Annotated in this window: 26 protein-coding genes and 1 pseudogene; 11 read left to right on the top strand and 16 right to left on the bottom strand. The window is 69.4% G+C overall.

The genetic code is table 11. The features are described 5' to 3' along the window. Window positions 1-15: 15 nt before the first annotated feature. The 7 genes from OG698_RS03870 to OG698_RS03840 form a co-directional block, all read right to left on the bottom strand. Window positions 16-588: a MarR family winged helix-turn-helix transcriptional regulator gene (locus OG698_RS03870; RefSeq protein WP_406101414.1), complete on the bottom strand. Its 573-nt coding sequence runs from the start codon at window positions 586-588 to the stop codon at window positions 16-18. A 125-nt stretch (window positions 589-713) separates the two neighbouring features. Next, on the bottom strand, window positions 714-1583 hold the full coding sequence (locus OG698_RS03865) for an Ada metal-binding domain-containing protein (protein WP_406101413.1): 870 nt from the start codon (window positions 1581-1583) through the stop codon (window positions 714-716). Further along, the gene (locus OG698_RS03860; RefSeq protein ID WP_406101412.1) at window positions 1580-2311 is read right to left on the bottom strand and encodes a 2OG-Fe(II) oxygenase; all 732 of its coding nucleotides are present in this window, start codon (window positions 2309-2311) and stop codon (window positions 1580-1582) included. The genes OG698_RS03865 and OG698_RS03860 overlap by 4 nt, the downstream gene beginning before the upstream one ends. A 97-nt stretch (window positions 2312-2408) precedes the next feature. Next, window positions 2409-2915 carry a methylated-DNA--[protein]-cysteine S-methyltransferase gene (locus OG698_RS03855; protein WP_406101411.1) on the bottom strand — a complete coding sequence of 169 codons (507 nt, stop codon included), beginning with the start codon at window positions 2913-2915 and terminating at the stop codon, window positions 2409-2411. A 169-nt stretch (window positions 2916-3084) separates the two neighbouring features. Continuing rightward, on the bottom strand, window positions 3085-3882 hold the full coding sequence (locus OG698_RS03850) for a 2OG-Fe(II) oxygenase (protein WP_406101410.1): 798 nt from the start codon (window positions 3880-3882) through the stop codon (window positions 3085-3087). Between the two features lie 195 nt (window positions 3883-4077). Next, the gene (locus OG698_RS03845; RefSeq protein WP_406101409.1) at window positions 4078-4743 is read right to left on the bottom strand and encodes a maleylpyruvate isomerase N-terminal domain-containing protein; all 666 of its coding nucleotides are present in this window, start codon (window positions 4741-4743) and stop codon (window positions 4078-4080) included. Window positions 4744-4912: 169 nt separating this feature from the next. Next, on the bottom strand, window positions 4913-5434 hold the full coding sequence (locus tag OG698_RS03840; protein ID WP_406101408.1) for a hypothetical protein: 522 nt from the start codon (window positions 5432-5434) through the stop codon (window positions 4913-4915). 438 nt (window positions 5435-5872) lie between these two features. On the opposite strand from OG698_RS03840, the gene OG698_RS03835 reads away from it, so the two are divergent. Continuing rightward, entirely contained in the window at window positions 5873-6766 is an 894-nt protein-coding gene (locus OG698_RS03835; RefSeq protein WP_406101407.1) for a serine hydrolase, read from the top strand. Between the two features lie 45 nt (window positions 6767-6811). On the opposite strand, the gene OG698_RS03830 is transcribed toward OG698_RS03835, so the two are convergent. Continuing rightward, on the bottom strand, window positions 6812-7162 hold the full coding sequence (locus tag OG698_RS03830) for a hypothetical protein (RefSeq protein ID WP_406101406.1): 351 nt from the start codon (window positions 7160-7162) through the stop codon (window positions 6812-6814). Window positions 7163-7469: 307 nt separating this feature from the next. Here OG698_RS03830 and OG698_RS03825 point away from each other — a divergent pair, with 307 nt between their 5' ends. Together OG698_RS03825 and OG698_RS03820 are read left to right on the top strand one after the other, a co-directional pair. Then, window positions 7470-7946 (top strand): carboxymuconolactone decarboxylase family protein, encoded by a 477-nt coding sequence (locus tag OG698_RS03825; protein ID WP_329565667.1) that lies wholly within the window; start codon window positions 7470-7472, stop codon window positions 7944-7946. A gap of 107 nt (window positions 7947-8053) precedes the next feature. Continuing rightward, on the top strand, window positions 8054-8857 hold the full coding sequence (locus OG698_RS03820; RefSeq protein ID WP_406101405.1) for a VOC family protein: 804 nt from the start codon (window positions 8054-8056) through the stop codon (window positions 8855-8857). Window positions 8858-8874: 17 nt separating this feature from the next. Here OG698_RS03820 and OG698_RS03815 read toward each other — a convergent pair whose 3' ends face one another. Next, window positions 8875-9807, bottom strand: coding sequence for an NADP-dependent oxidoreductase (locus OG698_RS03815; RefSeq protein WP_406110827.1), 933 nt, complete (start codon window positions 9805-9807; stop codon window positions 8875-8877). A gap of 198 nt (window positions 9808-10005) precedes the next feature. On the opposite strand from OG698_RS03815, the gene OG698_RS03810 reads away from it, so the two are divergent. Beyond that, complete coding sequence (locus tag OG698_RS03810; RefSeq protein WP_406101403.1) at window positions 10006-10950, top strand: GlxA family transcriptional regulator; 945 nt, start codon at window positions 10006-10008, stop codon at window positions 10948-10950. Between the two features lie 61 nt (window positions 10951-11011). Here the strand turns inward: OG698_RS03810 and OG698_RS03805 are convergent. Next, window positions 11012-11269, bottom strand: a pseudogene (locus OG698_RS03805) (substrate-binding domain-containing protein); the annotation flags it as partial. Here OG698_RS03805 and OG698_RS03800 point away from each other — a divergent pair. Beyond that, window positions 11192-11398: a hypothetical protein gene (locus OG698_RS03800; protein ID WP_406111733.1), complete on the top strand. Its 207-nt coding sequence runs from the start codon at window positions 11192-11194 to the stop codon at window positions 11396-11398. The pseudogene OG698_RS03805 and the gene OG698_RS03800 sit on opposite strands and share 78 nt — an antisense overlap. Before the next feature lie 13 nt (window positions 11399-11411). Here the strand turns inward: OG698_RS03800 and OG698_RS03795 are convergent, their stop codons facing one another. The 3 genes from OG698_RS03795 to OG698_RS03785 form a co-directional block, all read right to left on the bottom strand. After that, window positions 11412-12170 carry a dienelactone hydrolase family protein gene (locus OG698_RS03795; RefSeq protein WP_406101402.1) on the bottom strand — a complete coding sequence of 253 codons (759 nt, stop codon included), beginning with the start codon at window positions 12168-12170 and terminating at the stop codon, window positions 11412-11414. Between the two features lie 13 nt (window positions 12171-12183). Continuing rightward, window positions 12184-13200, bottom strand: coding sequence for a hypothetical protein (locus OG698_RS03790; RefSeq protein WP_406101401.1), 1017 nt, complete (start codon window positions 13198-13200; stop codon window positions 12184-12186). 65 nt (window positions 13201-13265) lie between these two features. Continuing rightward, window positions 13266-14732, bottom strand: coding sequence for a chlorohydrolase family protein (locus OG698_RS03785; RefSeq protein WP_406101399.1), 1467 nt, complete (start codon window positions 14730-14732; stop codon window positions 13266-13268). A 349-nt stretch (window positions 14733-15081) separates the two neighbouring features. Between OG698_RS03785 and OG698_RS03780 the strand changes: the two genes are divergently transcribed. The 6 genes from OG698_RS03780 (at window position 15082) to OG698_RS03755 (ending at window position 22251) form a co-directional block, all read left to right on the top strand. After that, window positions 15082-16089, top strand: a complete 1008-nt coding sequence (locus tag OG698_RS03780; RefSeq protein WP_406110825.1) for an ABC transporter permease — start codon at window positions 15082-15084, stop codon at window positions 16087-16089. 83 nt (window positions 16090-16172) lie between these two features. Continuing rightward, complete coding sequence (locus OG698_RS03775; RefSeq protein ID WP_406101398.1) at window positions 16173-17891, top strand: ABC transporter substrate-binding protein; 1719 nt, start codon at window positions 16173-16175, stop codon at window positions 17889-17891. Between the two features lie 62 nt (window positions 17892-17953). Next, window positions 17954-18955, top strand: a complete 1002-nt coding sequence (locus tag OG698_RS03770) for an ABC transporter permease (protein WP_399975949.1) — start codon at window positions 17954-17956, stop codon at window positions 18953-18955. Beyond that, window positions 18955-19968 carry an ABC transporter ATP-binding protein gene (locus OG698_RS03765; RefSeq protein ID WP_406101397.1) on the top strand — a complete coding sequence of 338 codons (1014 nt, stop codon included), beginning with the start codon at window positions 18955-18957 and terminating at the stop codon, window positions 19966-19968. The genes OG698_RS03770 and OG698_RS03765 overlap by 1 nt, the downstream gene beginning before the upstream one ends. Next, complete coding sequence (locus tag OG698_RS03760; protein WP_406101395.1) at window positions 19965-20966, top strand: ABC transporter ATP-binding protein; 1002 nt, start codon at window positions 19965-19967, stop codon at window positions 20964-20966. The genes OG698_RS03765 and OG698_RS03760 overlap by 4 nt, the downstream gene beginning before the upstream one ends. A gap of 73 nt (window positions 20967-21039) precedes the next feature. After that, window positions 21040-22251, top strand: a complete 1212-nt coding sequence (locus OG698_RS03755) for an amidohydrolase (protein WP_406110823.1) — start codon at window positions 21040-21042, stop codon at window positions 22249-22251. Window positions 22252-22351: 100 nt separating this feature from the next. Here OG698_RS03755 and OG698_RS03750 read toward each other — a convergent pair whose 3' ends face one another. The 3 genes from OG698_RS03750 to OG698_RS03740 all read right to left on the bottom strand — a co-directional run bounded on the left by OG698_RS03750 (window position 22352) and on the right by OG698_RS03740 (window position 24529). Continuing rightward, window positions 22352-22990, bottom strand: a complete 639-nt coding sequence (locus OG698_RS03750) for a GntR family transcriptional regulator (protein ID WP_406101394.1) — start codon at window positions 22988-22990, stop codon at window positions 22352-22354. A 63-nt stretch (window positions 22991-23053) separates the two neighbouring features. Next, window positions 23054-23713, bottom strand: coding sequence for an alpha/beta hydrolase (locus OG698_RS03745; protein ID WP_406101392.1), 660 nt, complete (start codon window positions 23711-23713; stop codon window positions 23054-23056). A 321-nt stretch (window positions 23714-24034) separates the two neighbouring features. Continuing rightward, complete coding sequence (locus OG698_RS03740) at window positions 24035-24529, bottom strand: hypothetical protein (protein ID WP_399975937.1); 495 nt, start codon at window positions 24527-24529, stop codon at window positions 24035-24037. Window positions 24530-24605 lie beyond the last annotated feature (76 nt).

The raw sequence follows: 24605 nt of genomic DNA, 5'->3' as shown, positions 1-24605 counted from the left end.
CTCCCGTGGCGCCGGTCAGGCCTTGGGGCGGCGCCCGCTGCGGCGGGGGGCGGGCTCGGCGCCGTCCAGGAGGGCGAGCCGGCGCTCCTCGCCGTGCTCCTCGACCTGGAGCACCACCCTGCGCAGCCCGTCCGCGATGCTGCGGCACTCCTCGTCGCTGAGCTGCCCGGCGACGAAGGCCTCTTCCTCGTTGAACTTCGGGAACACGCGTCGCATCAGCTCCTCACCCTCGTCCGTGAGGCTGAGCAGCACGAGCCTGCCGTCGTTCGGGTGCCCGGCACGCCGGACCAGGCCCCGCGCCTCCAGCGTGCGGGAGACCCCGGTGAGGGTGCCCTTGGAGATACCGGCCTCCTCAGCCACATGGCGCGTCTCCGACTCACCCCAGACCCAGATCACCCAGAGCACCACGAACGCGGTCCAGGTGAGGTCGGCCTCGCGCAGGACCGAGTTCTCCAGGTGCTGACGGACGGCCGAGGCGGCACGGTAGATGTTGGCCACCACCGCCATCTGTTCATGGCGGACCGGCATTCCACCGAGCTTCGCCTCTGCCAGCTTCTCGGCTTCGGTGATGGATCGTTGGCCTGGCACGAGCACACTCCTTCGGCGCCACCGCGGCGCGTTCCGGGCAGGGTATCGTTCGGGGCCAAATTGTACGAAGTGCCGCGCATTCCGTCGCGCGGAGAGGTGTTGCCGCCCCGGTCATGAGGTCCCGGTCATGAGGCCGAGTCGGCGGGGTCGTACGTGGTCACCCAGCCGCGGCGTATCTCCCATGTGCCCCCGTCGGCGGTCGCTCCGCGCAGGCCGTGCAGGGTGTCCGGGCCGGTGAGTGCCGGCAGGCGGGAGTCGTTGAGGGAGGCGAACGCGTAGGTGCGGCACGGGTCCCAGTCGGTGGAGTGGCGCAGGCGGCGGGCCAGTTGGGCGAAGCCGAGCGGGGCCGCGGCCACCACCCATGCGTCGGGGAGTCCGGCAGTGAGCCGGGTGGCCGGCCGCAGCCAGGAGGCCGCGGTCTCGGGCCAGTCGACCGTCGTGAGCACCTTGCCGCCCCGCGCGGCCCAGGCGGTGGCGAACGTGCCGGCGGCCTGGCTGGACGCCTCGTCACGGCTGTGTCCCACGGTGACGGTCTCGATCCGGGACTTGGGGAGCGTCAACAGCCGTATGAGTGCGGCGAGTTCGGCCGCCGTGTGCGGCGAGGGGCGGGGCAGGTCGCCGTGCGCGGCCAGGTCCGCAGGGCTGATCAGGGGCGAGCGGGACGATTCCCGGTCGGAGAGGTTGTTCATGGCGTGGTGTGTGCTCTCTCGGTCGGCTCTCCAGCGGGCGTACTCCTCGGGCAGGCAGACCGCGCACGGCCGGAATCCGGCCGCGACGGCGGTGGCCTCGTCCGGGAAGAACACCCGGTGCTTCACGTAGTGCCCTCGGGAGATGGCCCGCAGCGCGGACGGGCAGTCCAGACGCCCGTACAGGCGCCCGCGACGGTGCCCGCCGAGCGCTCCCGGGGTGGTGCTCAGGTAGGGCGTGCCGTCCCGGCCGAGCAGTGCGTATGTGCGCCGAGGCTCGTACGGGGCGGGCGGGACGTCGGGGTTCATGCCGCGTCGTGGAAGACGAGTCCGAGGGTGCGCCGTCGCCCGGAACGCACGGTGCTCACGCCGTGCCGCATGGGGGCGTTGGACCAGCCTCGCTTGGAGGCGACGGGCCGGCCGCGGGTGGTGAAGATCAGCCCGTGGCCCTGGAGCAGGGTGGTGGACGATCCCCTCGACTGTGCGCGGGCGCGCTGCTCGGTCATCAGGAACTCACCACCGGTGAAGTCGGTTCCCGGCGCGTCGAGGCCGATGACGACCTGGAGGGGGAAGAGCATGTCACCGAACACGTCGCGGTGCAGCGCGTTCCAGTCCCCGGGCCCGTACCGCAGCAGAATCTGCGCGGAGCGGTCCTGCCCGGCCGTGTGGCACATCTCGATCCACTCGTCGAGTGAGTCGGGCCAGGGCCCGATTCTGTCGAGCTTCTCGGCCCAGTCCCGGGCGATGGGCAGCAGCCGCGGATAGAAGGCCTTCCGCAACTCGCGTACGACGTGCGGCAGTTCATGTGTGAAGTAGCGGTACTGCCCGGAGCCGAAACGATGGCGGGCCATGTCGACGGTGGTGCGGAAGCGTTCGGCGTCGTCGTAGAGGTCCGCGATCTGACGGCACTCCTCGGGCGTGAGGAGTCGGCCTGTCGGGGCGTTTCCGTAAGTGTTGAGCTCGTCGGCCAGGGCGCCCCACTCCTCGTGAGCGACGCGGTCCGCGACCGGGCCCGTCAGACGGGTGGTGTCCAGCATGGTGAGGATCCTCGGGTCGAAGGTGTCACCCCGGCTCCGTCGACGTGCGTGTCCTCGGAGCCGGGGAGCCGTAGGGGCGGCGTTCAGGGCCTTGCGTTCATGCGGTCTGACGCAGGCCCTCCAGGTCCAGAAGCTGCCGCTTGCGCTCAAGGCCACCCGCGTAACCCGTGAGGGCGCCGTTCGCGCCGATCACGCGGTGGCAGGGGCGTACGACGAGCAGCGGGTTCGCGCCGATCGCCGTACCCACGGCGCGGACGGCGGCCTTCGAGGCTCCGATGCGCGCGGCGACGTCGCCGTAGGTCAGGGTGCTGCCGTAGGGGATGGCTTCGAGCGCCTTCCACACCCGCTGCTGGAACTCCGAGCCGCTGCCGGCGTACTCGATGTCGAAGTGCGTGAGCCCCCCGTCGAAGTACGAGCGCAGCTGCGCGGTGATCTCGGCGAACGCGTCCGCGTCCTCGACCCAGTCGTCCTTGACGAGGGCGCCGTTCTTCTGGCCCGGTACGGTCAGCGCGGCAAGTGCGGTGCCGCCCTTCGCGGTGGCCGACTCCTCGCCCACGAGCAGCAGTTCACCCAGCGGGCTGTCGAGCGTCCTGTAGACGGTCATGGGTCTGTTCCTTCCGGATCTCCTCGTACGGTGATGTCCTACTGCCAACAACTCTGCGCCTTATGCGCAGCTATGTCTGGCGGGATTCGGACATTGCCCTGACGGGGGTCGGTGCCTTGTCGTGAGGGGCGGCGGCGTGGGGTGGGGTGGGGTGGCTGAGCACGGGCCGTCAGCGGGCGTTGTGGAAGATGAGGCCGAGGGTGTTGCGGTGTCCGGACTCGACGGCGTTCGTGCCGTGCCGCATGGGGTGCCGGCGGAAGCCGTTCCTGCCGCGGATCGGGCGGTGCCGGACCGGGAAGATCATTCCCTGGCCGAGCTGCGGTTTGACCACCATGGCGCGGGACTGGAAGCGGGGGCGCTGCTCGACGAACACGTTCTCGCCGCCGGTGAAGTCCTCGCCGGGCTGGTTGAGCATGACGGCGATCTGCAGCGGGAAGACGATGTCGCCGTAGATGTCCTGGTGAAGGCAGGCGTAGTCGCCCTGGCCGTACTGGAGGATCAGCGGGGTCGGCCGCTTCTGCCCGTTGTCCGCGCACTCGTCGATCAGCTCGTCCAGCGTGCCGGGGAAGGTGCGTTCGCCGAGCTGAGGCGCCCACTGGTTGGCCATCCACGCCATCGGCGGGTAGAGCCGCTCGCGGAGGGTCTGGACGAGCGGTACGGCGGTGGGGTCGGCGTAGTACTTGTAGGTGCCCCGGCCGAACTGGTAGCGCTGCATGACCACGGTGGACCGGAACAGGGCGGGTTCCCCGAACGTGTCGATGATCTCCTGGCACTGTGTGCGGGACAGGAGAGGCGGGGTGACGGCGACACCTTGGTCGTTCAACTGGCCATATAGGTCAGCCCAGTTGAGTCCGCTGAGTGCCGGGACGGTTGGGTCGTGCGGGATGCGGGGTGGCGCGCCGGCGGCCGGTACGCCGTCGCTGAAGAGTGTGTCCGGGGCGGGGGTGTGCTGGTGCGGCTGGTTCAAGTCACGGGTCTCTCGCGCGGCGGAACGGGGCGGAGCGGGGCGGGCCCGAGGTCCTGCCCCTAGGGGTGCGGCCGCAGGCCGGCACCTTCGGCCTTACCGATATTCGCTGCCCGCGTGAGCCAATGCTGGCGGGATTCGGACGACGCGCTGCCGCGACGGCATGTCACTCGCGCCCGCCCCGTGGACCGATCCCGCTCAGCCGATGACGAGCGGGAGCCTCGCGGCGAAGCCGCCCAGCGCGGCCTTCTCCTCGTCGGTCGGTGTGCGACGTCCGGTGCCGATCAGGAGCGCGTCCTTGTCCGAGAACGAGGAGGGGAAAGGGGTCCCGGCGATCTTCTCCAGCGTCGCGCGAACCGCCGCGAGGGCCTCGGCGGGCGGCTCGGCGCGAAGCCGGGCGGCCGACGGCAGGTGGGCGATCAGGTCGAGGTGATGCAAGGTCCATTCGAGGACGTACGCGGACAGGAAGTCGCCGACGGTCAGCACCTCGTCGCGGGTGCTGACGCGGGCGGCGGGATCGGCGAGCCGGGCGGCGCGGCCCGCCGCGGAACCGACGTCGTCGAGGTGGAACTTGAGCCACCGCGGCTCGCCGTAAGCGGCGGCCAGCCGGGGGACCAGCGCGTCGAGCGGGTCCTCGCCGGTCGGGGGTTCGACGATGCCCCAGTACGTGACGGCGTCCACGGTCGGTTCGGATTCCGCCGGCGTGACCAGGGTGATCAGAACGTCCTGGGCGCCGATGACCAGGTGGCACACGAGGTCCCGCACGAGCCAGCCCGTACAGCCGGAAGGCCGCTCGAAATCCTCGTCCGGAAGTTCGGCGACGGCTGTGCGCAACGCCGTCCAAGAGCGTGAGAAGAGATCCACCGCTGCACGGTATTGGGGGCCGGGAAGGGCGCACAAGCGCATTCGGGAGGGTGGTGCGTGTCGTCTTCGTGCGGGTGCTGCGTGGGTGGTCTGTTCAACCACGCATGCGAGTCAGCCAGTTCAACCACCCTTGTGCGTACGGCCTGTTCGACCACCCGCACGCCACGCTCTAGTCGTCCGCCGCCACGAGCAGGGTGAGGGTGGCCGCGGGCCGGTCGATGAGGACCAGTTCGTGGAAGTCGATGTGGATGGGGCCGTAGTCGTGGAGGGCATCATCGGGAGGCTCGCCCAGTACGTATTGGCTGGTCGCCGTGCGGATCGGGGCGTAGTGCTGCTCCACCAGACGCGCTTCGAGCTCCTGCGGCACGTCGCCGTACCGGCCGGCCCAGGTGCGGATGAGCTCGGTTGCCGTGAGGGCGTCGACTGCCTGGTAGGCGCCGGGGGTGATGCGCTCGAGCCACCATTGCCCGTGCCGCGGCCAGTCCTGGACTCCCGTGCCGTCGTACGTGTCCCGGAACTGAGGGTGCGCGATCAGGGCGGCCAGGACGGTTCGGTCGTCCGGCGCGTCCATCGGGAGGCGGAAGCGCTTGGTGCTGATCCAGCGGTACCCGTGGGAGCCCTCGCCGAAGTCGAAGTCCCGGAAGTTGACGAAGGGGCTGCCAAGGTGGTGGAGAGCCGGCGCGGGGTGCATGTCGATCATCGTAGGAGGCCCGGCGTCCGCGCCCCTGACCGGCCACATCACCCTTCCCTGCGCTCCCCGTCCGCCGAGCCGATCGCAGCCCTGGTGACAAATCCGGCAATGAGCAACATCACACGCCATAAAAACGCCCATAGCTGGCATATCGGCTCACGCTTCGCCCGGTCGACTCCTCCCTCCCTGTAGCGTCGCCGTCATTCGGGATCCGGGTCGCTCATCCGGCGGCCAACCGCCCGGTGTGCGCGAGGAAGCGCCGCACACCGAGTGCAACGGACGGACCTCCCCGCCGGCGGGCGCGAAGCCCTGGTGTGGGGCATCGGTCGAATCCCAGGCCGTGTCGCAGGACGTCGACCTCGCCGCCGACGGCGAGCACCTACTGCCGATGCGACCGCCGACACAGAGCAGGACGGAACATCCATGCCGGGAACGCACATGCCGCTGACGCGACGCGCAAAGCAGGGACTGGCCGCGGTCCTGGCCGCCGGCTCGGCTCTCACCGCCTTCATGGCCGCCACCCCTGCACAGTCGAGCACCGCGGGTACGAGTACTGCCGCCACGAGCGTCGAAGGCTCCCCGGTGACGTGCACCTCTCACCGGCCCGGACTGGCGGACCGCCTGGAGCGCGACATAGCCGCATCGCTCCACGGGCACGGCAAGGCCTCGGCGCTCGCGCTCTACGACCGGACCACGGACACCTCGTGCGCGTTCCGGGCCGACACGGCCTTCGACTCGGCGAGCGTGGTCAAGGTCACGATTCTTGGAGCCCTGCTGCGCCAGGTCGCCGACGAGAACCGTCACCTGACCTCACGCGAGGTCGACCTGACCACCGCCATGATCACCAAGTCGGACAACGCCGCCACGAACGCCCTCTGGCACCAGGTCGGCCATGACGGCATCCAGCACTTCCTGAACCTGGCCGGAATGCGGGACACCGTGCCCGGCCCGAAGGGCACGTGGGGTCGCACCCAGATCACGGCGGGCGACCAGGTGAAGCTGCTCCGCCTGCTGACCTCGGACAACAGCGTTCTCGGCACGCGCTCCCGGAGCTACGCCCTGCGGCTCATGACTCGTGTCGTCCCGGATCAGCGCTGGGGAACGCCGGCCGGCGCGCCCGGGACGGCGACCGTTCACGTCAAGAACGGCTGGCTGAAGCGTTCGACCAACGGCTGGCGTGTGCACAGCGTCGGCGTGTTCACCGGCGGCGGTCACGACTACGGGATGGCCGTGCTCTCCCACGACAACCGCACCATGGAGAACGGCGTCGCGGCCGTCGAGCGCGCGGCCCGCGCCATCAACCGCGACCTGAACCTGCCGAAGGCTTCCTAGCCGCTTCGGGCACCCGTCCCACCCCAACTCTCGGGCCGGCCGGGCTCACAGCCGGCGCTGTGCCGCCTCGACGCTGTCGCCACCGTTCGTGTTGAACGCGATCGCGGCTTGGGGCGCATGGATGCGGATCAGGTTCATGATCTCTTCGAGGAGCGGAAGCAGCTGCTCGGTCTTGCGGATCCCACCGCCGACGACCGCCACGTCCCACGGGCGCTCCGTCAGTGCCGCCACGAGGACGGACTCGGCCGAATCGTCGAACACGACCAGCGCCATGGCCGCATCGATGCCGTGCTCGCCGAACCGGTCCAACTCCTCGTCAAGACTCTTGCGAAGGGCTCCCGCGTCGACGCCGGGAATCGCCTCAGGGTCGTAACCGACAACAAGTGCAGAGGGCATAGGGCCAAGCTACCGGGATCCGGCCGAGCGCGGTCTGCCGGACGGCACTTGGTATCCGCTGACGAACGGCGGCGCCCGGTATCGCGCTCTCTTCCCCCCTCCTTCCCTCTCCGTGATCAGCGCTCCCGTCATGCGATACCTGGGCCGGACGTGCAGACTGCCTAACGGGACGCCAAGGGCGGGGCTCTCACCACTGGCGCCCGGGCCCGGAAGGCCTGTGTGACGCACGTCACATCTGGACTCGTCACATCGTGCCGAGCCGCTCCGTCAGAGGGATGTAACCACCGGCACGAACCAGGAGCTCGCCATGGAAGAAGCCCGCCTCAACCTCTTCGCCAACCACGTCGCGGCCAAGGTCCTGAAGCACATCAACTCGGGCTCGAAGGTGGTGACGGACTCGACGCTTCCGGCTGCCACTCAGGAGCTGGTGAAGATCCGCTCCAGCCAGATCAACGGCTGCAGCTTCTGCACCGACATGCACACCAAGGACGCCACGGCGGCCGGGGAGGACCAGACGCGTCTCAACATGGTCGCCGCCTGGCGCGAGGCGAAGGTGTTCACCGATGCCGAGCGCGCTGCGCTGGAGCTGACCGAGCAGGGCACCCGTATCGCTGACGCGGGCGGCGGTGTCTCGGACGAGGTCTGGGCGAACGCGGCCAAGTACTACGACGAGGATCAGCTCGCCGCGCTGGTGTCCCTGATCGCCCTGATCAACGCCTACAACCGTGTGAACGTCCTCGTTCAGCAGCCCGCCGGCGACTATCAGCCCGGCCAGTTCGGGTAACCGGCACCACCTGCGAACTGCGGAGACCGTGCGCCGAGCGGCGATTGTCAGTGCGGGCTGCCATGCTGCGTTGCGTCGGGATTCGTCAGTACACGAAAGGCCTGATCATGCTGTCGACGACGTACGTACCGGGCGCGCCGAACTGGCTGGACCTCGGTGTGCCGGATGTGGACGCGGCCGCCGCGTTCTACGGCGGTGTGTTCGGCTGGACGTTCCGGTCCGCCGGGCCGGAAGGCGGCGGCTACGGGTTCTTCCAGCTCGACGGCAAGAGCGTGGCCGCTGCCGGTCCACTGACCGAGGACGGCGCCGCCCCTTCCTGGACGATCTACTTCCATACCCCTGACGCGGATGGTGTCGCCAAGGCGGTGGAGACGGCCGGGGGTACGGTCCGCGTTCCCCCGGGCGATGTCTTCACCTCGGGGCGGATGGCCGCGTTCACCGATCCGGCCGGCGCGCAGTTCGCCGTCTGGCAGCCCGGTGACGTCCAGGGTCTTGAGACGGTCATGCAGCCCAACGCCCTGTGCTGGACCGAGCTCTACACGACCGACGCCGGCGCGGCCAAGGACTTCTACCGCGACGTGTTCTCCTGGCAGTACCAGGACATGCCGTCGGGTGATGACGGCCCCCCGTACACCGTCGTCGCCCCGGCCGGTTCCGCGGACGTGGGCGAGGCGGGCCACGGCGGCTTCATGCAGCTCCAGCAGGAGAACCTCGACGCCGGGTCCGGCGCCGAGTGGCACCCGTACTTCGGTGTCGAGGACTGCGACGCGACCTACGCTGCCGCCACCGAGCGCGGTGCCACGACGCTCTTCCCGCCCATGGACGTGCCGGGCGTCGGGCGCCTGGCCATGGTGAAGGACCCGTTCGGCGCCACCTTCGCCCTCATCAAGGGCGACCCGTCCATGGGCTGACGGACGAGCGGTCGTCATTACCGCACGACAAGTACCAGCTTGCCGGTTGTCCGGCCGGTCTCACCCAGCTCGTGTGCCTTGGCGGCCTCGGCGAGCGGGAAGGTGTCGGCGATCGTCGCGCGGAGCTTCCCCGTGGCGATCAGGTCGGCGATCGCGTTCATTCCGGCGTGATCGGCCTCCACGATCATCTCCACGCCCCGCACGCCGAGCCGCTCGGCCTCCTCGGCCAGCTCCGTGGTGCCGGTCGGGAGGATGGAGACCAGCAGACCGCCCGGGCGCAGCGTGGGCAGGGAGCGGCTGCGGTAGTCATCGCCGATGGTGTCCAGGACGACGTCCACGTCGCGGACTGCCTCGGTGAAGTCGGTCGTGCGGTAGTCGATCAGTTCGTCGGCGCCCAGACCGCGTACGAAGTCGTGCTTGGCCGCGCTGGCCGTGGCGATCACGTACGCGCCGCGCGCCTTGGCGATCTGCACGGCGAGATGGCCGACGCCGCCGGCCGCCGCATGGATCAGGACGCGCTGCCCCGGCTGCACCTGAGCGGTGTCGACCAGGGCCTGCCAGGCGGTCAGCGCGGCGAGCGGAATGGCGCCCGCCTGCACGTGGTCGACCTCGGACGGCTTGTGTGCGAAAGCGCGGGCGGGCGCGGTGACGTACTCGGCATGGGAGCCCACACCGTGCGGGTAGGGCAGCATGCCGAACACCTCGTCGCCCGGCTTGAACAGGGTCACGCCGAGTCCCGTCTGCTCGACGACTCCGGACACGTCCCAGCCGAGGATGAACGGCGGTTCGCCGAGGAAGATGCCGTGCTCCCGGTGCTTCCAGTCGGTCGGGTTGACGCCTGCGGCATGGACCCTGATCAGGATCTCGCTCAGTCCCGGTGCCGGGCGCTCGCGCTCGACCTCCTTGAGTACCTCGGGGGCGCCGAGGGTGTCCTGGCTGACGGCCCGCATGGTGGGGGCGGCGGGCGTGGTGGGTGCGGTGTTCTCTGAAGTGCTCACCGCTCCAGCGTGCCGTGGCCGACCGCCCGAGAAAATGGCATGACTGCCACCATTCGATAGGATCGTGCCATGAGTGGCAGTGGCAGTGGCAGTGGCAGTGGCAGTGGCAGTGGTGTCGGTGACGTCAGGGGCGTCAGGGGCGGCAGTGGCGTGCACAGGGTTGTGGTGCTGGCGCTCGACGGAGTCCATCCGTTCGAGCTGGGCATTCCGCGGCGGATCTTCGGCGCCGCGGACGGCCGGTACGAGATCCGCACCTGCAGCGTCGACGGTGGCCCCGTGCGCACGGACGCCGATTTCCTGATCACCGTCGAGCACGGCCCCGAAGCGCTGGGCGAGGCGGGCACCGTGGTGATCCCGCCGGTCGACGAGTGCCCGCCCAACGGGTCCGTGCTCCCGGGCCCGGTGGCCGCCGCTCTCGCGCACATCCGGCCCGGCACCCGCGTCGTGTCCATCTGCACCGGCGCCTTCGTCCTCGCGGCGGCCGGTCTGCTCGACGGCCGTCGCGCCACCACGCACTGGGCCCTGGCCGACAGTTTCCGGCTCTTTTTCCCGCAGGTGAAGCTCGACCCCGATGTGCTCTTCGTCGAAGACGGCGACATCCTCACCTCGGCCGGTGCCGGAGCGGGTGTCGACGTCTGCCTCCACGTCGTACGGCAGGACTTCGGCGCCGAGGTGGCCAACCAGGTGGCGCGGAGGTGTGTGGTGCCGCCCTGGCGCGAAGGGGGCCAGGCGCAGTACATCGAGCAGCCCGTCCCCGAGGCGTCCGCCGCCGGTACGGCCGCCACCAGGGAGTGGGCACTGGACCACCTCGACCTGCCGCTGACGCTGGCCGAACTCGCGGACCATGCGCAGATGAGCCTGCGTACGTTCGCCCGGCGGTTCCGGGACGAGGCCGGGATGAGCCCGGGTCGGTGGCTCACCCAGCAGCGGGTCGCGAGGGCGCGTCACCTGCTGGAGTCCAGCGATCTGCCGGTGGACCGGATCGCCGGCGAAGTGGGCTTCGCGACGGCAGCGTCACTGCGGCAGCATCTGCATGCCGCGATCGGCGTCTCGCCGCTGGCGTACCGGCGCACGTTCCAGGCGGCGACACGCTAGGTGAGCGGGACTGTCGCGGCCTGAAAGACGGCGCACGAATACATGGTGGCGGCCCGGTTCGTCAGCCATTACGCGGCGGGCCGCTCGTCCCTCGTACCACCAGCTTCGGATCGGGAACCGCCTCCCTCGGCGTCAACTCACCGTTCGCCAGGCGCTCCACGGCGAAGCGCACCGCCTGTTCGGCCATGAGGAGGGCGTCCTGGCGGACGGTCGTGAGGCCGATGGGCATCAGGTGGGAGAGATGGCTGTCGTCGTAACCGACGACCGACACGTCGCCGGGAACGTCCACCCCCGCTCGCGCGAAGGTCATCAACAGGCCGGCGCGCTGCGGGACGTCGACGCGGACATGGCCGTCAACAGCGAGCACGAAGACCTCGAACTGGGCCCGCTCGAAGGCCTGGAGGTTGCAGCACGAACGCTGCGCGCGGCGGCCTCCCAGGCCATCTAGGCATGCAGCGGAATCAGAGGTTGCGGCCCAGCAGGTCGAGGAGCGCGACCCAGTGCCGTTCCGCGGCCTCGGCGTCGAAGCGGTTGGTGTCCGCCATGGTGAAGCCGTGGTGGGCGCCCGTGTAGACCTCGGAGTGGTGGCGGACGCCCGCCGCGGAGAGCGCCTTGTCGAGGCGTTCGATCTGCTCGGGTGGCATGGACTGGTCCTGGTCGGCGTGACCGAAGTAGAGCTCCGCGGTGATCCGGCCGGCGAGGAGGTGGGGGCTCGTGGGGTCGTCGGTGGCCAGGCCCGCGCCGTGGAAGCCGGCCGCCGCCGCGACCCTCTCGGGATGGCTGCCCGCGGTGAGCAGGGCCAGGCGGGCGCCCAGGCAGTAGCCGGTGACGCCGACGGGTCCTGCGGCGGCCGCGGGGCAGTCGGCCAGCCAGGACAGGTAGGCGGCGGAGTCGCGTGCCACCGCCTCCGCGGTCAGGTCGCCCATGAGGGGGACGATCTGCTCGAACAGCGCCGGCCGCTCGGCGTCACTGATGAAGTCGGGCAGCGCCACGACCGGCGCCCGGCCGCGACGGTAGAACACGTTGGGGACGAGCACGGTGTAGCCGGCCGCCGCGAGCCGGTCGGCCATCGCCCGGAGATGAGGGCGCATCCCGAAGGCATCCATGTAGAGCAGGACGGCCGGGTGTGCGGCGTTGTCGTCGGGGTGAACGAGATAGGCGTCGGCGGTGCCGTCGCCGGTGGGGATCTCGACAGTGGTGCTGCGTGTGGCGGTGGTCATGACGTGCAGTCTCTCAGGGAGCGGCATGGGGGATGTCCCTGAGGGTGAGTCGGTACCAGTCGTTGCCCGAAAGGATGTGCAAGTCCGGGCCGCGGCCGATCACTTGTGCGTACTTCGGCAGGGGATCACCGTTCGGCAGCACGATCCGGTACTCGGCTGTGATGCGGAGCTCTTCACCGTCGAGGGTGCCCACGGACAGCCGGTCGTGGTGCGGTCCGTAGCCGCCGAGCAGGGCGACGCGTGAGTCCTCGACGGCGAGGGCCGTGGCTCCGGCCACGCTGTTGTGCCAGGACGTGACCACGCCGTCGCGTATGCGGACGATCGGGAAGTCCGTGTAGTAGCAGGCCCAGGTGGCGTCACCGTCGATGTTGAGTGCGTAGCAGTCGCTGATCGCTCCCCACGGCTCGGATGTGTGCGACGGGAAGTGCCACTGCGTCTCAAGGTCGGGGGAGAAGCGGATCAGGCCGTACTGGCCCATGGGTGCCGGTGTGCCCGGGTTGCCCCACCCGAGGTTGCCGTAGACCCCTTCGTCGAAGTAGCCGACCCAGATGTCGCCGGTGTGCGTGGTGAAGACGTGCGAGATTCCGTCGCCGAGGGTGGCTTCGGCGACCACGCGGCCGTCGGCGTCGTAGACGATCGCGTTACGGTCAGCGCCTTCCGGCCGCCACCTGGCTCGGGCGCCGACGACAAGCATCCGCGCTCCAGGCAGTGGCTGAACGGTGACGTGGGCGAGCTCCAGGCCGGGCAGTTCAACGGAGGCCGTGAGGTGCGGCGCGTGCACCGACACGCGGGCGTCGACAGCTTTCGTCGCGCGCGGTTCGGGGAACGTCGCGCCTCCGGCGCTGGTCGTAGTGGCCGAGAGTCCGGCGACGTCGCGCGGCTTCGACCACAAAGCGATGACCTGCCCGTCCGGACCGACGGACGCCGCCACCTGCTCCTCACCGTCTTCGCCCGCGATGACGGCGTGATGCCGGAGCTCCAGCGTGGGCAGCGTCAGCACGGCCGCCCGGCTCTCCTTGCCTTCGTTCATCCCCACACCCCACCAGGGGGCGGAGTGCCGCGCCAGCGATTATCGAGGGGGAGGGGCCAAGTGCCCTACCCTCGCGGAAACACCGGCGGGAAGAGCTCGTCCACCGGGCGACCCCGATGGTCCCGCTCCGGATACGCCGCCCGCATCAGGTCGAACAGCTCCTGCCCGGCGCGCCTCAGCGCGGGAAGGTCGACGCCGGGGATCGCGCCGTCACGCATCACCACCTTGCCCGCGACCATCGTCAGGACCGCGTCGCGGGCGGTGCCGTTGAGTACGAGGGTGCGCAGCGGATCCTCGGTGACGCCCATGCGGAAGTCGTCGAGGGCGAAAGCCGCGAGGTCGGCGGTGGTCCCCGGGGCCAGGCGGCCGAGGTCAGGCCGGTGCAGCGCTGTCGCGCCACCGGTCCAGAGCGCTTCGAAGTAGCCGGCGAGACGGCCCTGGCCCAGGTCACCGGCCTGGATCTTGGCGACCTGGGTGCCCACGTCGATCCCCCGGATCAGGTCCGGCGGGAAGGAGTCCGTGCCGAGGCACAGGTTCACCCCCCGAGCCCGGTAACCGGCGAACGTATGCAGGTTGTGGGCGTACCGGGCGTTGGTCAGCGGGCAGTGCACGATCGACACACCTGCGTCGGCGAGCACCGCGACATCTCCGGTGTCGGCACCGAGCACTTCCGGGTGTACGTCCAGCACCACTCCGTGCGGAACGATCAGCCGGTCCGACAACAGCCCTGATTCGGCGATGAGTTGAAGCGGCGTACGCCCGTAGGTGTGCTGGATGAAGTCGCGCTCGGACATGCCTTGCAGGGCGTGCAGCCGTACCAGCGCGCCGCGTTGGTGTGCGGCCTGGGCGATGTCGCGCAGGAGGTCCGGGGTGAGCGTCTCGATCCGGCAGGGGAGCAGGACCCCGGTCACCAGCGGGTCGGCGAGCTGTGTGGTGTGGTCCAGGAAGCGCAGCGCGTCGGCCAGGCCACGCCGGCCCGCCTGCTCGTCGAACTGCACGGTGCGCTTGCCGTCCGCGCCGATCACGTTGACCCCGGACCGGAACGACGGCCCGAGGAAGGCACGCAGACCCAGCTTCGTGGACACCTCGGCCATCGCCACGAAGTCCTCGTACGTCTCGGCCCAGTCGCTGTGCACCTCGGAGGCGATCGGCATGTAGCTGGTGACGCCGTGCAGGGCGAGCTGGGTCAGTGCGTACTCGCGCACAGTGCGCCGTTGCGCCGCGTCGAACACCGCGCGGGGCGCGGCGAAGTAGTCCGTCGACCAGGTGAAGCCCGAGGACAGATCCGGGGACGCCCAGGAGTCCAGGATCAGGTGGTCGATGTCGGTGAGGGCGTCGAGGTCGATGAGGCCGGGGGTGATCACCGCGTCACCGAGGTCGATGTGTTCGTCGGCCTCGTGGCGCGCCAGTTCGGCGCGCGTACCCACGTCGAGGACGGTGTCGCCATCGATCAGCACGGCACCGTCCGGGATCTCCACGTGTGAGCGTCCGTCGTGGGCGATCACCCATGAAGCGGTCACCAAGGTTGTCATCGACATCCCTCTCAGATTTGGTACACCAAGTAGGCGGATTGGCCGCCGAAGTCCCCGGGTGCGAAGGGCTGCGCCGCACCGTCGGACAGGTCACCGGCGCCGGGCTCGCACCGCGCTCCGCATGACCATAACCCGCCGATGACAAGGCAAGTAAGGCTGATTTGTGGTCTGCACAACGGTGATGCGCCGGATGTCACATCACCCTGGTGGAAACCGCGATTCTTGGTATACCGTTCCGGCCACCCACACCCCCGAGCACCGAAGGATCGACGTGCCGGATCCGCATGAGTCGCCGAGTCGGACGCGCCGCGCCAGCGCGCCGGAGCCCTCCGAAGGGCAGGTGGCCACCCTGCCTTCACCGGAGTCCGAGGCCGCGCCAACCGAGCGCGAGCCGACCGCCGAGATCGCCACCGCGCGATCGCTGCTCGGAACGGCATGGCTTCGCATTCGGCGCAGCCGGATCGCTGTCGCCGCGCTGATCGTGGTGGCCCTGATGGTGCTGTTCGCCGTCCTGGCCCCGGTGTTGGTGGCCATCGAGGGCTCCGACCCGTTCACTGCCCGGACCGGGCCCGAATTCCTGGACGACTTCGACACGCCTGGCCTGCCGTTGTCGTACTACCGCTTCCCGTCCGGCGAGCACTGGCTCGGACTCGAACCAGGGCTCGGGCGCGACATCTTCGCCCGCATGGCCTACGGCGCGAGGATCTCCCTCACCATCGCGCTGCTGTCGACCGTGGTGTCGGTGGTCCTCGGCACCGTGCTCGGCGCGGCCGCCGGATACTTCGGCGGCAAGGTCGACATGGTGATCAGCCGCGTGATGGACCTGTTCCTGGCCTTCCCGCACCTGCTGCTCGTCCTGTCGCTGACCCCGATCCTCCAGTCCCGGCTCCGGGGCACCTCCCTCGACTCCGGCAGCCTCGTGCCGATCGCCTCACTGGTGATCATCCTCGGCTTCTTCGGCTGGGCGTACCTGGCGCGAGTTGTGCGTGGCCAGGTGCTCTCGATCCGGCAGCAGGAGTTCGTCGAGGCCGCGCAGGCCTACGGTGCCTCCCACCGGAGCATCATCTTCCGGCAGATCATCCCCAACGTGATGGGGGTCGTGCTGGTCTACGCGACGATGATGATCCCCACCAACATCACCGCGGAGGCGGCCCTCTCGTTCCTCGGCGTCGGGGTCAAGGACCCCACTCCCTCCTGGGGCCAGATGCTCAACGCGGCCCAGTCGGGCAACTGGTACCTCTCCGACCCGTGGTTCCTGGCCGTCCCGGCCGGCGCACTGGTGATCACCGTGCTCGCCTTCAACCTGCTCGGCGACGCGGTCCGGGACGCCCTCGACCCGAAGTCGTCCCGAAGCTGATCCGCCCACCTCTGATCCACCTTGACGCACCTCGGGTCGGCCCCTGACGTGCGCCATCCCTTTCCCGTCCGCAAGGAGACGCAGTGAATCGAAGCACCAAGGCGGCGCTCGCCCTGACGGTGAGTGCCGGGCTGGCCCTCACCGCCTGCGGCGGCCCCAAGCCCACTCCCGGTGACCGGGCCGACGCCAAGGCGGACGCCTACGCGCCGGTGACGGTCGGCAAGGGCTACACCACCAAGGGCGGGAACATCAACGTCCTGATGTCCTCGGACTTCCAGACCTTGGACCCCGGCAACAGCAACTACGTACAGACCGCCAACGTCGGCCAGCTGTACTACCGCACCCTGACCATGGCCAAGGAGACCGCCGGCCGGCCGCCGACCATCGTGCCGGACCTGGCCACCGACCTGGGCAAGGCCTCCGCCGACGGCCTCACCTGGACCTACACCCTCAAGAAGGGTCTGAAGTTCGAGGACGGCACGCCGATCACGAGCAAGGCCGTCAAGTACGGCGTCGAGCGCACCTACGCCCGCGACGTCTACACCCAGGCACCGCAGGAGCTGAACTCGGCCCTGGCCGACGACGGCTACAAGGGCCCGTACGCCGGTGGCGACTTCAAGGCGATCGACACCCCCGACGACCACACCGTCGTCTTCCACCTCAAGCAGCCGTTCGCCGAGTTCCCCGCGCTGGTGTCGCGGTCGAACACGGCGCCGGTGCCGAAGGCCAAGGACACCAAGCTCGACTACACCAACCACCCGGTCTCCTCGGGCCCGTACAAGATCAAGTCGTACGACCGTGGACGCTCGATGAAGCTGGTGCGCAACGACCAGTGGGACCCTGCCACCGACCCCAACAGGCCCGCCCTGCCTGACACGTTCACCTTCTCGCTGTCCACGGCCCAGGCCACCATCAGCCAGCAGCTGCTCGCCGACTCGGACCCGACGGCGATCACGCTGGACAGCAACGGCGGACTGCAGGCGTCCGACGCGGCCAAGCTCAACGACCCGAAGGTCAAGACGCGCACCGCGGCAGGTCTCCTGGGCTGCACCGACGTGCTCAACTTCAACACCGAGACCATCAAGGACCCCGACGTCCGCAAGGCGATGGCACTCTCCATCGACCGGGGCGCCATCCAGGTCCAGTACGGCGGCGCACGCTTCGGCAAGGTGGCCCAGTCGTACATCAACCCGGCCCAGCGCGGTTACGTCGCGCAGCACACCGACCTGGACCCCGCGGGCAAGCCGAAACTGGACGAGGCCAAGAAGCTCCTGAAGGGCAAGAAGGTCCCCAAGAAGCTGGTCTACGGCTACGCGGACACCAACGCCCGCTACAAGAACGTCGGCACCGTGCTCCAGCAGAACTTCAAGAAGCTCGGCATCGACCTGCAACTGCGCCCGATCCCGGCCGCCAACTACTACACCGTGCTGGCAGGCGACCAGATGCCCGACGTCGCCCGCAGCGGCTGGTGCGGCGGCGCCGACAGCGGTTCGGTGCGCACCACCGTAGACCCGAACGTGGGGCCGAGTCTGGACGGCAAGACCTACGGCTTCTCCAACATCTCGCGCTTCCACGACCCGGAGATCGCCCGCGACATGTACAAGCTCCGCGGCACCAACGGGACCAGCGAGGAACTGGGCAAGAAGTGGGCCACCCTCTTCGACCGGACCATGCAGACCTACCCGCTCGTCCCGTTGGTGCGCAGCTACACCAGCAGCGTGGTCGGCTCCAAGGTCCGAGGCGCCCAGATGGGCTACTTCTTCGGCGCCATCGACCTGTCGATCGTCGGCGCCGAGCACTGACGCACGCTGCACAAGAGAGGTAATCGAACGGTGAGTTCATCCCGAGCCGGCAGGTCGCACCCATGACCAGTTTCCTGATGCGGCGCTTCGTCGCGATGATCGTGCTCTTGTTTGTCATCAGCTTCGTGACGTTCAGTCTGTTCCAGCTCGGTCCGGCGGACCCGGCCGCGGCGGCCTGCGGTCAGGAGTGCACACCGCAGCGCATCGCCGAGGCCCGGGTCGCGCTCGGGATGGACAAGCCCTTCCTCACCCAGTACTTCACGTACATGTCGGGGCTGGTCGGCAGCCACACGGTCGGCGCACCCGGCGCCGAGACCCTGTGCAACTGGCCGTGCCTGGGCAAGTCGTTCCAGACCAACGAGGACGTCACGACGATCATCGGCCGGGCCCTGCCGTACACACTGTCGGTGGCCAGCGGTGCGATCGTGCTGTGGACCATCGCCGGTGTCGGCCTCGGTCTGCTTGCGGCACTCCGCAAGGGCCGGTTCGCCGACAAGCTGATCGTCGGCGGCGCCTCCGTCGGTGTATCGCTGCCCATTCCGGTGACGGGCCTGTTGCTGCTGCTCCTGTTCGTCAGCACGCTGGACCTGCTGCCGTTCACCACCAACGAGATCGCCACCCCGTTCGACGCCGCGGGGCCCGGCGGCTGGTTCCTGAACTACCTGTTGCCATGGGTGGCGCTGGCCGTCCTGTTCAGCGCGCAGTACATCAGGGTCACCCGCAGCAACATGCTGGAGACTCTCGGCGAGGACTTCATGCGTACCGCCCGCGCGAAGGGACTGTCCCGGCGGAACATCGTGTTCAAGCACGGTGCGCGGGCCGGCATCACTCCCGTCGTCACCATGCTCGGCCTCGACATCGGCGGCCTGCTGGGCGGAGCCGTACTCACCGAGCAGATCTTCTCGGTGCCGGGCGTCGGATTCACCGCGGTGCACGCCGCGCAGGCCGGCGACCTGCCGGTCACCATGGCCATCACCATGATGGCCGCGTTCTTCATCATTGTCGCCAACGTCCTGGTCGACATCACCTACGCGGTGATCGACCCGCGAGTGAGGGTCGCCTGATGACCACGCCCGAAGCCGCGCCCATGCTGGCCATCCGCGATCTACGGGTGAGCTTCCCGACCGACGACGGTGTGGTGCACGCCGTCAACGGGATGGACCTGACCCTGGCGCGTGGGGAAACCGTAGGAATCGTCGGCGAATCCGGATCCGGCAAGACCGTCACGTCCCAGGCACTCATGGGCCTGCTCAAGGACACCACGGCCGCCGTCACCGGACAGATCCTCCTCGACGGACAGGACCTCAACACGCTCACCGAGACGCAGATGCGCGCCTACCGCGGCAAGAAGATCGCGATGATCTTCCAGGACCCGCTGTCGGCCATGCACCCCTTCTACCCCGTCGGCGCCCAGATCGCCGAGGCCTACCGGGTGCACAACAACGTGTCCAAGAAGGCCGCGGCACAGGTCGCCGTCGACATGCTCGGCCACGTCGGAATCCCCGACCCGAAACGCCGCTACTCGGCCTACCCGCACGAGTTCTCCGGCGGTATGCGGCAGCGCGCGATGATCGCCATGGCCCTTGTCTGCGAACCCGAGCTGCTGATCGCCGACGAACCCACCACGGCCCTCGACGTCACCGTGCAGGCCCAGATCCTCGACCTGCTCAACGAGTTGCAGGACGAGACCGGGACCTCCGTCATTCTGGTGACCCACGACCTCGGCGTGGTCGCCGAGGTGTGTCACCAGGTCGTGGTGATGTACGGCGGCGAGTGCGTGGAGCAGGCGACCGTCGCGAACCTCTTCAAGGACCCGCGACACCCCTACACCCAGGGACTGCTGGCCTCGATGCCGTCGCTGGCGCAGCGGTCCGAGCGGCTCAACCCCATCCCGGGCTTCCCGCCCTCACTGTTGGCGTTGCCCGACGGCTGCCTCTTCGCCGACCGCTGCCCGAAGACGCACCTGGTGCCCGACGACGCCTGCGGTACGCGCCGCCCGACACTGACCGGCATCGACGGGCACCCCTCACGGTGCCACCTCGACACGCTGCAACCGACCGGAGAGGTGGCCCGATGACGCCGTTGCTGGAGGTCACCGACCTGACCAAGCACTTCCCGATCCGCTCCCGCGCCTTCAGGCCCGGCGGCGGCGCGATCAAAGCCGTGGACGGCGTCAGCTTCTCCGTCGACGCCGGACAGACCCTCGGCCTGGTGGGGGAGTCGGGCTGCGGCAAGTCGACCACCGGCCGCCTGCTCATGCGCCTCCTCGATCCGACGTCCGGGAGCATCCGGCTCGACGGCCGGGAGATCGCCGAGCTACGCCGGTCGGAACTGCAGGAATACCGGCGCCGGGTGCAGATGGTGTTCCAGAATCCCTCGTCCTCGCTCAACCCCCGCCAGTCCGTGGGCAGCGCGATCGCCGCGCCGCTCGTCGCCCAGCGGATCACGCCGGCCGGCGGCGTCAAGGCCAAGGTGCGGGACCTGATGGACCGGGTGGGGCTGCGCCCCGACCACTACAACCGCTTCCCGCACGAGTTCTCCGGCGGTCAGAAACAGCGCGTGGGCATCGCCCGGGCGCTCGCCCTGGACCCGCAACTCATCATCTGCGACGAACCCGTGTCCGCGCTGGACGTCTCGGTACAGGCGCAGGTCATCAACCTCCTCGAGGACATCCAGCGGGACACCGGGGTGGCCTACCTCTTCATCGCCCACGACCTGTCCGTGGTCCAGCACTTCGCCGACCGCATCGCGGTGATGTACCTCGGCAAGATCATGGAATACGGAGACACCTCAAGGGTTTTCGGCGCTCCGGAACACCCGTATACGCGGGCGCTGCTGTCCGCCGTACCGCAGCCCGACCCGGCGGCGGACCGGAGCGGGCGGATCCGGCTGAAGGGCGATCTGCCCAGCCCGGCCGACCCTCCGCGCGGCTGTGTGTTCCGGTCCCGGTGCCCCGTGCATACGCAACTGGACCCGCAGCAGCGCCAGTTGTGCACGGAGAGCGTGCCGAGCGGCGACATCGCCTGCCACCACGCCGACGTCGCGGCCGAGATGCCGGCCACGACGACCCGGTAGCCCGATCCCTGTCCCTATGAACAGCAGTACCGCGCAACAGAGCACCACAAGGCACAGCAGAGAGGTGACAGCAGTGTTGATCCGTGACGTCCGTCCGTGGGGTGGCGAGCGCAGCGACGTCGTCCTGTCCGGCGACCGCATCGCGGCGATCCGCCCGTACGACGCCGCCGCGCAGCCGTCCGGCGAAGTGGTGGAGGGCCGCGGCCGGCTCCTGCTGCCGTCGTTCAGCGACGTGCACGTGCACCTGGACTCGACCCGGATCGGCCTGCCGTTCCGGCCGCACACCGGCGGGCCGGGAGTGTGGACGATGACCATGAACGACCGCGAGAACTGGCGCTCCGCGGAGGTCCCCCTCGTGGAGCGGGTGGCCGGCACCCTGGAGCGGATGATCGCCCACGGCACCACCCGCGTGCGGTCGTACGCCCAGGTCGACGTGGACTGCAAGCTCGAGAAGTTCGAGGCGGTGGTGGCCGCGAAGGAGAAGTTCGCCGGTCGGGCCGAGGTCCAGATCATGACGTTCCCGCAGGCGGGCATCCTCCGCGAGAAGGGCACCGTCGAATACCTGGAGGCCTCGCTGAAGGCGGGCGCCGACGTGATGGGCGGCATCGATCCCTGCACCCTGGACCGGGATCCCAAGGGCCACCTGGACGTCGTGTTCGGGCTCGCGGAGAAGTACCAGGTCGAGGTGGACATCCACCTGCACGAGCCCGGGGAGCTGGGCGTGTTCTCCACCGATCTGATCCTTGAGCGTACCCGGGCGCTCGGCATGCAGGGCAAGGTCACGATGTCCCACGCCTATGAACTGGGCTCGGTCTCCGAGTCGGTGAGCCGCCGCATCATCGACGACTTCGCCGAGCTGGACATCGCGATGGCCACCGTGGCGCCGTCGGCCCGTGGGCAGCTGTCACTCGTCGATCTGACCGAGGCGGGCGTGCGCGTCGGCCTGGGCGAGGACGGCCAGCGCGACTACTGGAGCCCGTACGGCAACTGCGACATGCTCGACCGCACCTGGCAGCTCGCCTTCACCAACAACTTCCGCCGTGACGAGCTGATCGAGATGTCCCTGGCGGTCGCGACGATGGGCGGGGCGTCGATCATGAGCCACGACGTCACCCGCCTTGCCGGGGTCGGCGACCGTCCCGGCCTTGCGGTCGGTGACCGGGCCGACCTGCTCCTTGTCGACGGCGAGACACCGTCCAGCGCGGTGATGGACCGCGGCACGGACCGCACGGTCCTGCACGACGGAGTGGTCGTCGCCGACCAACTGGCCCTCGTACGAGGCTGATCCGCGCCCTCTGGGCGGCCATCGCGCCCAGCCCGTCAGCCCTCCTCGTCTCCTGGCAGTGATCAGGGTCGACAAGGGAGGGCTGATCGGGGAGGTGCGGTCAGCGGCGCTTGTCGGCGATGGCGCGGCGGCTGTTCTCCAGGTGCTGGACGACGAGTTCCTCGACGAGTGCGACATCGCGCTCGGCGACAGCGGCGTAGAGGGCCTCGTGCTCCAGCGCCATCGCCAGGAGGTTGTCGTGCCGGCCAAGCAGCCACCGCATCCGGCTGCGCAACGTACCTTCGAGTTCGCTCAGCAACTCGTTGGCCGCCATCGACGTCACGGTCTCGTGGAAGTCCGCCGCCGCACGCCGGGCGCGAACCGCGTCGCCTGCCCGGGCGGCCGCGAGTTCCTCGTCGAGGTTGGAGCGGAGCCGCTCGAGGCCGACGCGGTCACCCCGCTGAGCGGCCAGACGGAAGGTCATCACCTCAAGGGCCTCGCGGACCTCGTTCAGATCAGCGATGTCCGTAGGCGTGAACTCCCTCACGACCGCCCACGTCCGCGGCCGCGGAGTCACCAGACCCTCGGCGACCAGCACGCGCAGGGCATCGCGAACGGGTACGCGACTCACCCCTATTTGTGCCGCCAGCTCGCGCTCGACGAGCTTGCTGCCGGGCGTGCGCACACCATCGAGAATGTCGTCCCGGAGCTGCCGCGTAACCCGCTCCGACTCCGGCTCGAACTCCCCAGAACCTGCCATGCCCCGAGTCTCGCACGGGAGCGGAACCATTTGGTGTGACGTCGAGGCGAGGTGGCTCACGCTTCAAGGTGTGCGGGCGAACTCGATGAGGTGCCGGGCCGTGCCTTCAGGATCGATGATCTGATGGAGGTGTTCACCCGGCAGGTGTGCCACGCGCCAGCCGCGTTCGCGCGCTTCGGCGGCGACATCCTCGTACTGCGGGGCGAACAGCAGGTAGGAACACGGGTGGTCGTCCCACCCGTCCGGGACCGGAATGTGCTGCTCGTAGAAGGACAGCGGCAGGGTGGGCTGCTCCTCGATGACGGTCCGACGCGTCGTCGGATCGGCGAACATGGGTGCCACGTCCGCCTCGTCCCACCAGTCGGTCCAGCGCGGCAGTGTGCCGTTCACGGCCATGGGGGTGAGGAACTCCAGTATCTCCGGTGACGCGACAGGAGTTGGTCCGGTACGGGCCGGCAGCGCGGCATCGACGAAGACCGAGCCGGTCACCGGATGGTCGAGACCCGCGCGCATCACGGGGAGGAACAAGCCCGCGTTGCTGTGTGCCACCAACGTGACGGGGCTGCCGTCCGGGACCTGCCGGAGGTCGTCCCGGACGGCGCTGACGACGCGGGGCCAGAAGGGTGGGGGGCCGGCTGCGACGTGCAGCAGGGACGGCACCCGCACCTGGTGACCCGCCGCCTCGAGGCGTTCGGCTACGGGGTGCCAGGTCGAGGGACCCACGGACGGACTGTGTACGAGAACGAAGACCGGCTGCATGCGACGATTCTGCCGCCCGTCCCACCGGGGACGTGAGGTCTCGGCCGCGAGCAGAATGAAGTACGCGGCGGCCTGATACGGACGACTACCGCAGGAGCCGGTCCCTGGTCAGCTGCATGACTTCCCCGCGGCTGCGCGGGCCGTGATCGGCGGCGACGAGCAGCCATCAAGCCGTTCCGGTACGTGGGCGTGTATCCGGCACTCATTCGATCAATCGGCCGCGAGTGGCAGGCCGGCGCGAGTGAACGCGGTGCGGGGTCCGCCTCGGGGTGAGGCGATGCGCCGTCAGGCGTACTTCCAGCGCCAGGCGTTGGAGCTGTACACGCACTTGATGCCCGTGCCGCCCTCGTTGGTGGTGACGGCGCCGTGATCGCTGTTGCGGCAGAACTGGCCCGCCGAGTAGCAGTTCCCTGAGTTGGAGACGATCGAGCAGGTGCCGGTGGTGTCCTGGCTGCCGCTTCCACTGCCGTTATCGCTGCCGGTGTCGGCGGCGGCCTGGGCGGTCTTCGTGACGGTGACCGTGGGGCGCGGCTTCGCCTTGGCCTTGACGGTCTCGGTGACGGTCGGCGCGGGCTTCGGCGTGGCCGTCACGGTGGCGGTGACGGTCGGCCCGGGCTTGGCCTCGGCGGCGACGGGCTGCTGATCGCCGTTGCCGGCGCCCACTATGAGCGCACCGGTGAGCAGCAGGCCCGACCCGCCGAGCCACACGCGCTTGCGCTTGCGCAGCGGACGGGTGTCAACCGGACGCGGTGCGGGCGGCGTTGTGTACGCGTTGGTCATGTTGTCCCCCCTGAGGTGTTACAGGCGGGATCAGGGTAGTGCGTGAGTAGAGAACGTGAAGGAAATATGAATATCG

The sequence above is a fragment of the Streptomyces sp. NBC_01003 genome (assembly GCF_045162695.1).
GTDB lineage: Bacteria > Actinomycetota > Actinomycetes > Streptomycetales > Streptomycetaceae > Streptomyces.
Note: the sequence above shows the minus strand (reverse complement) of the source record. Positions and strands in the feature narration are given on the sequence as shown.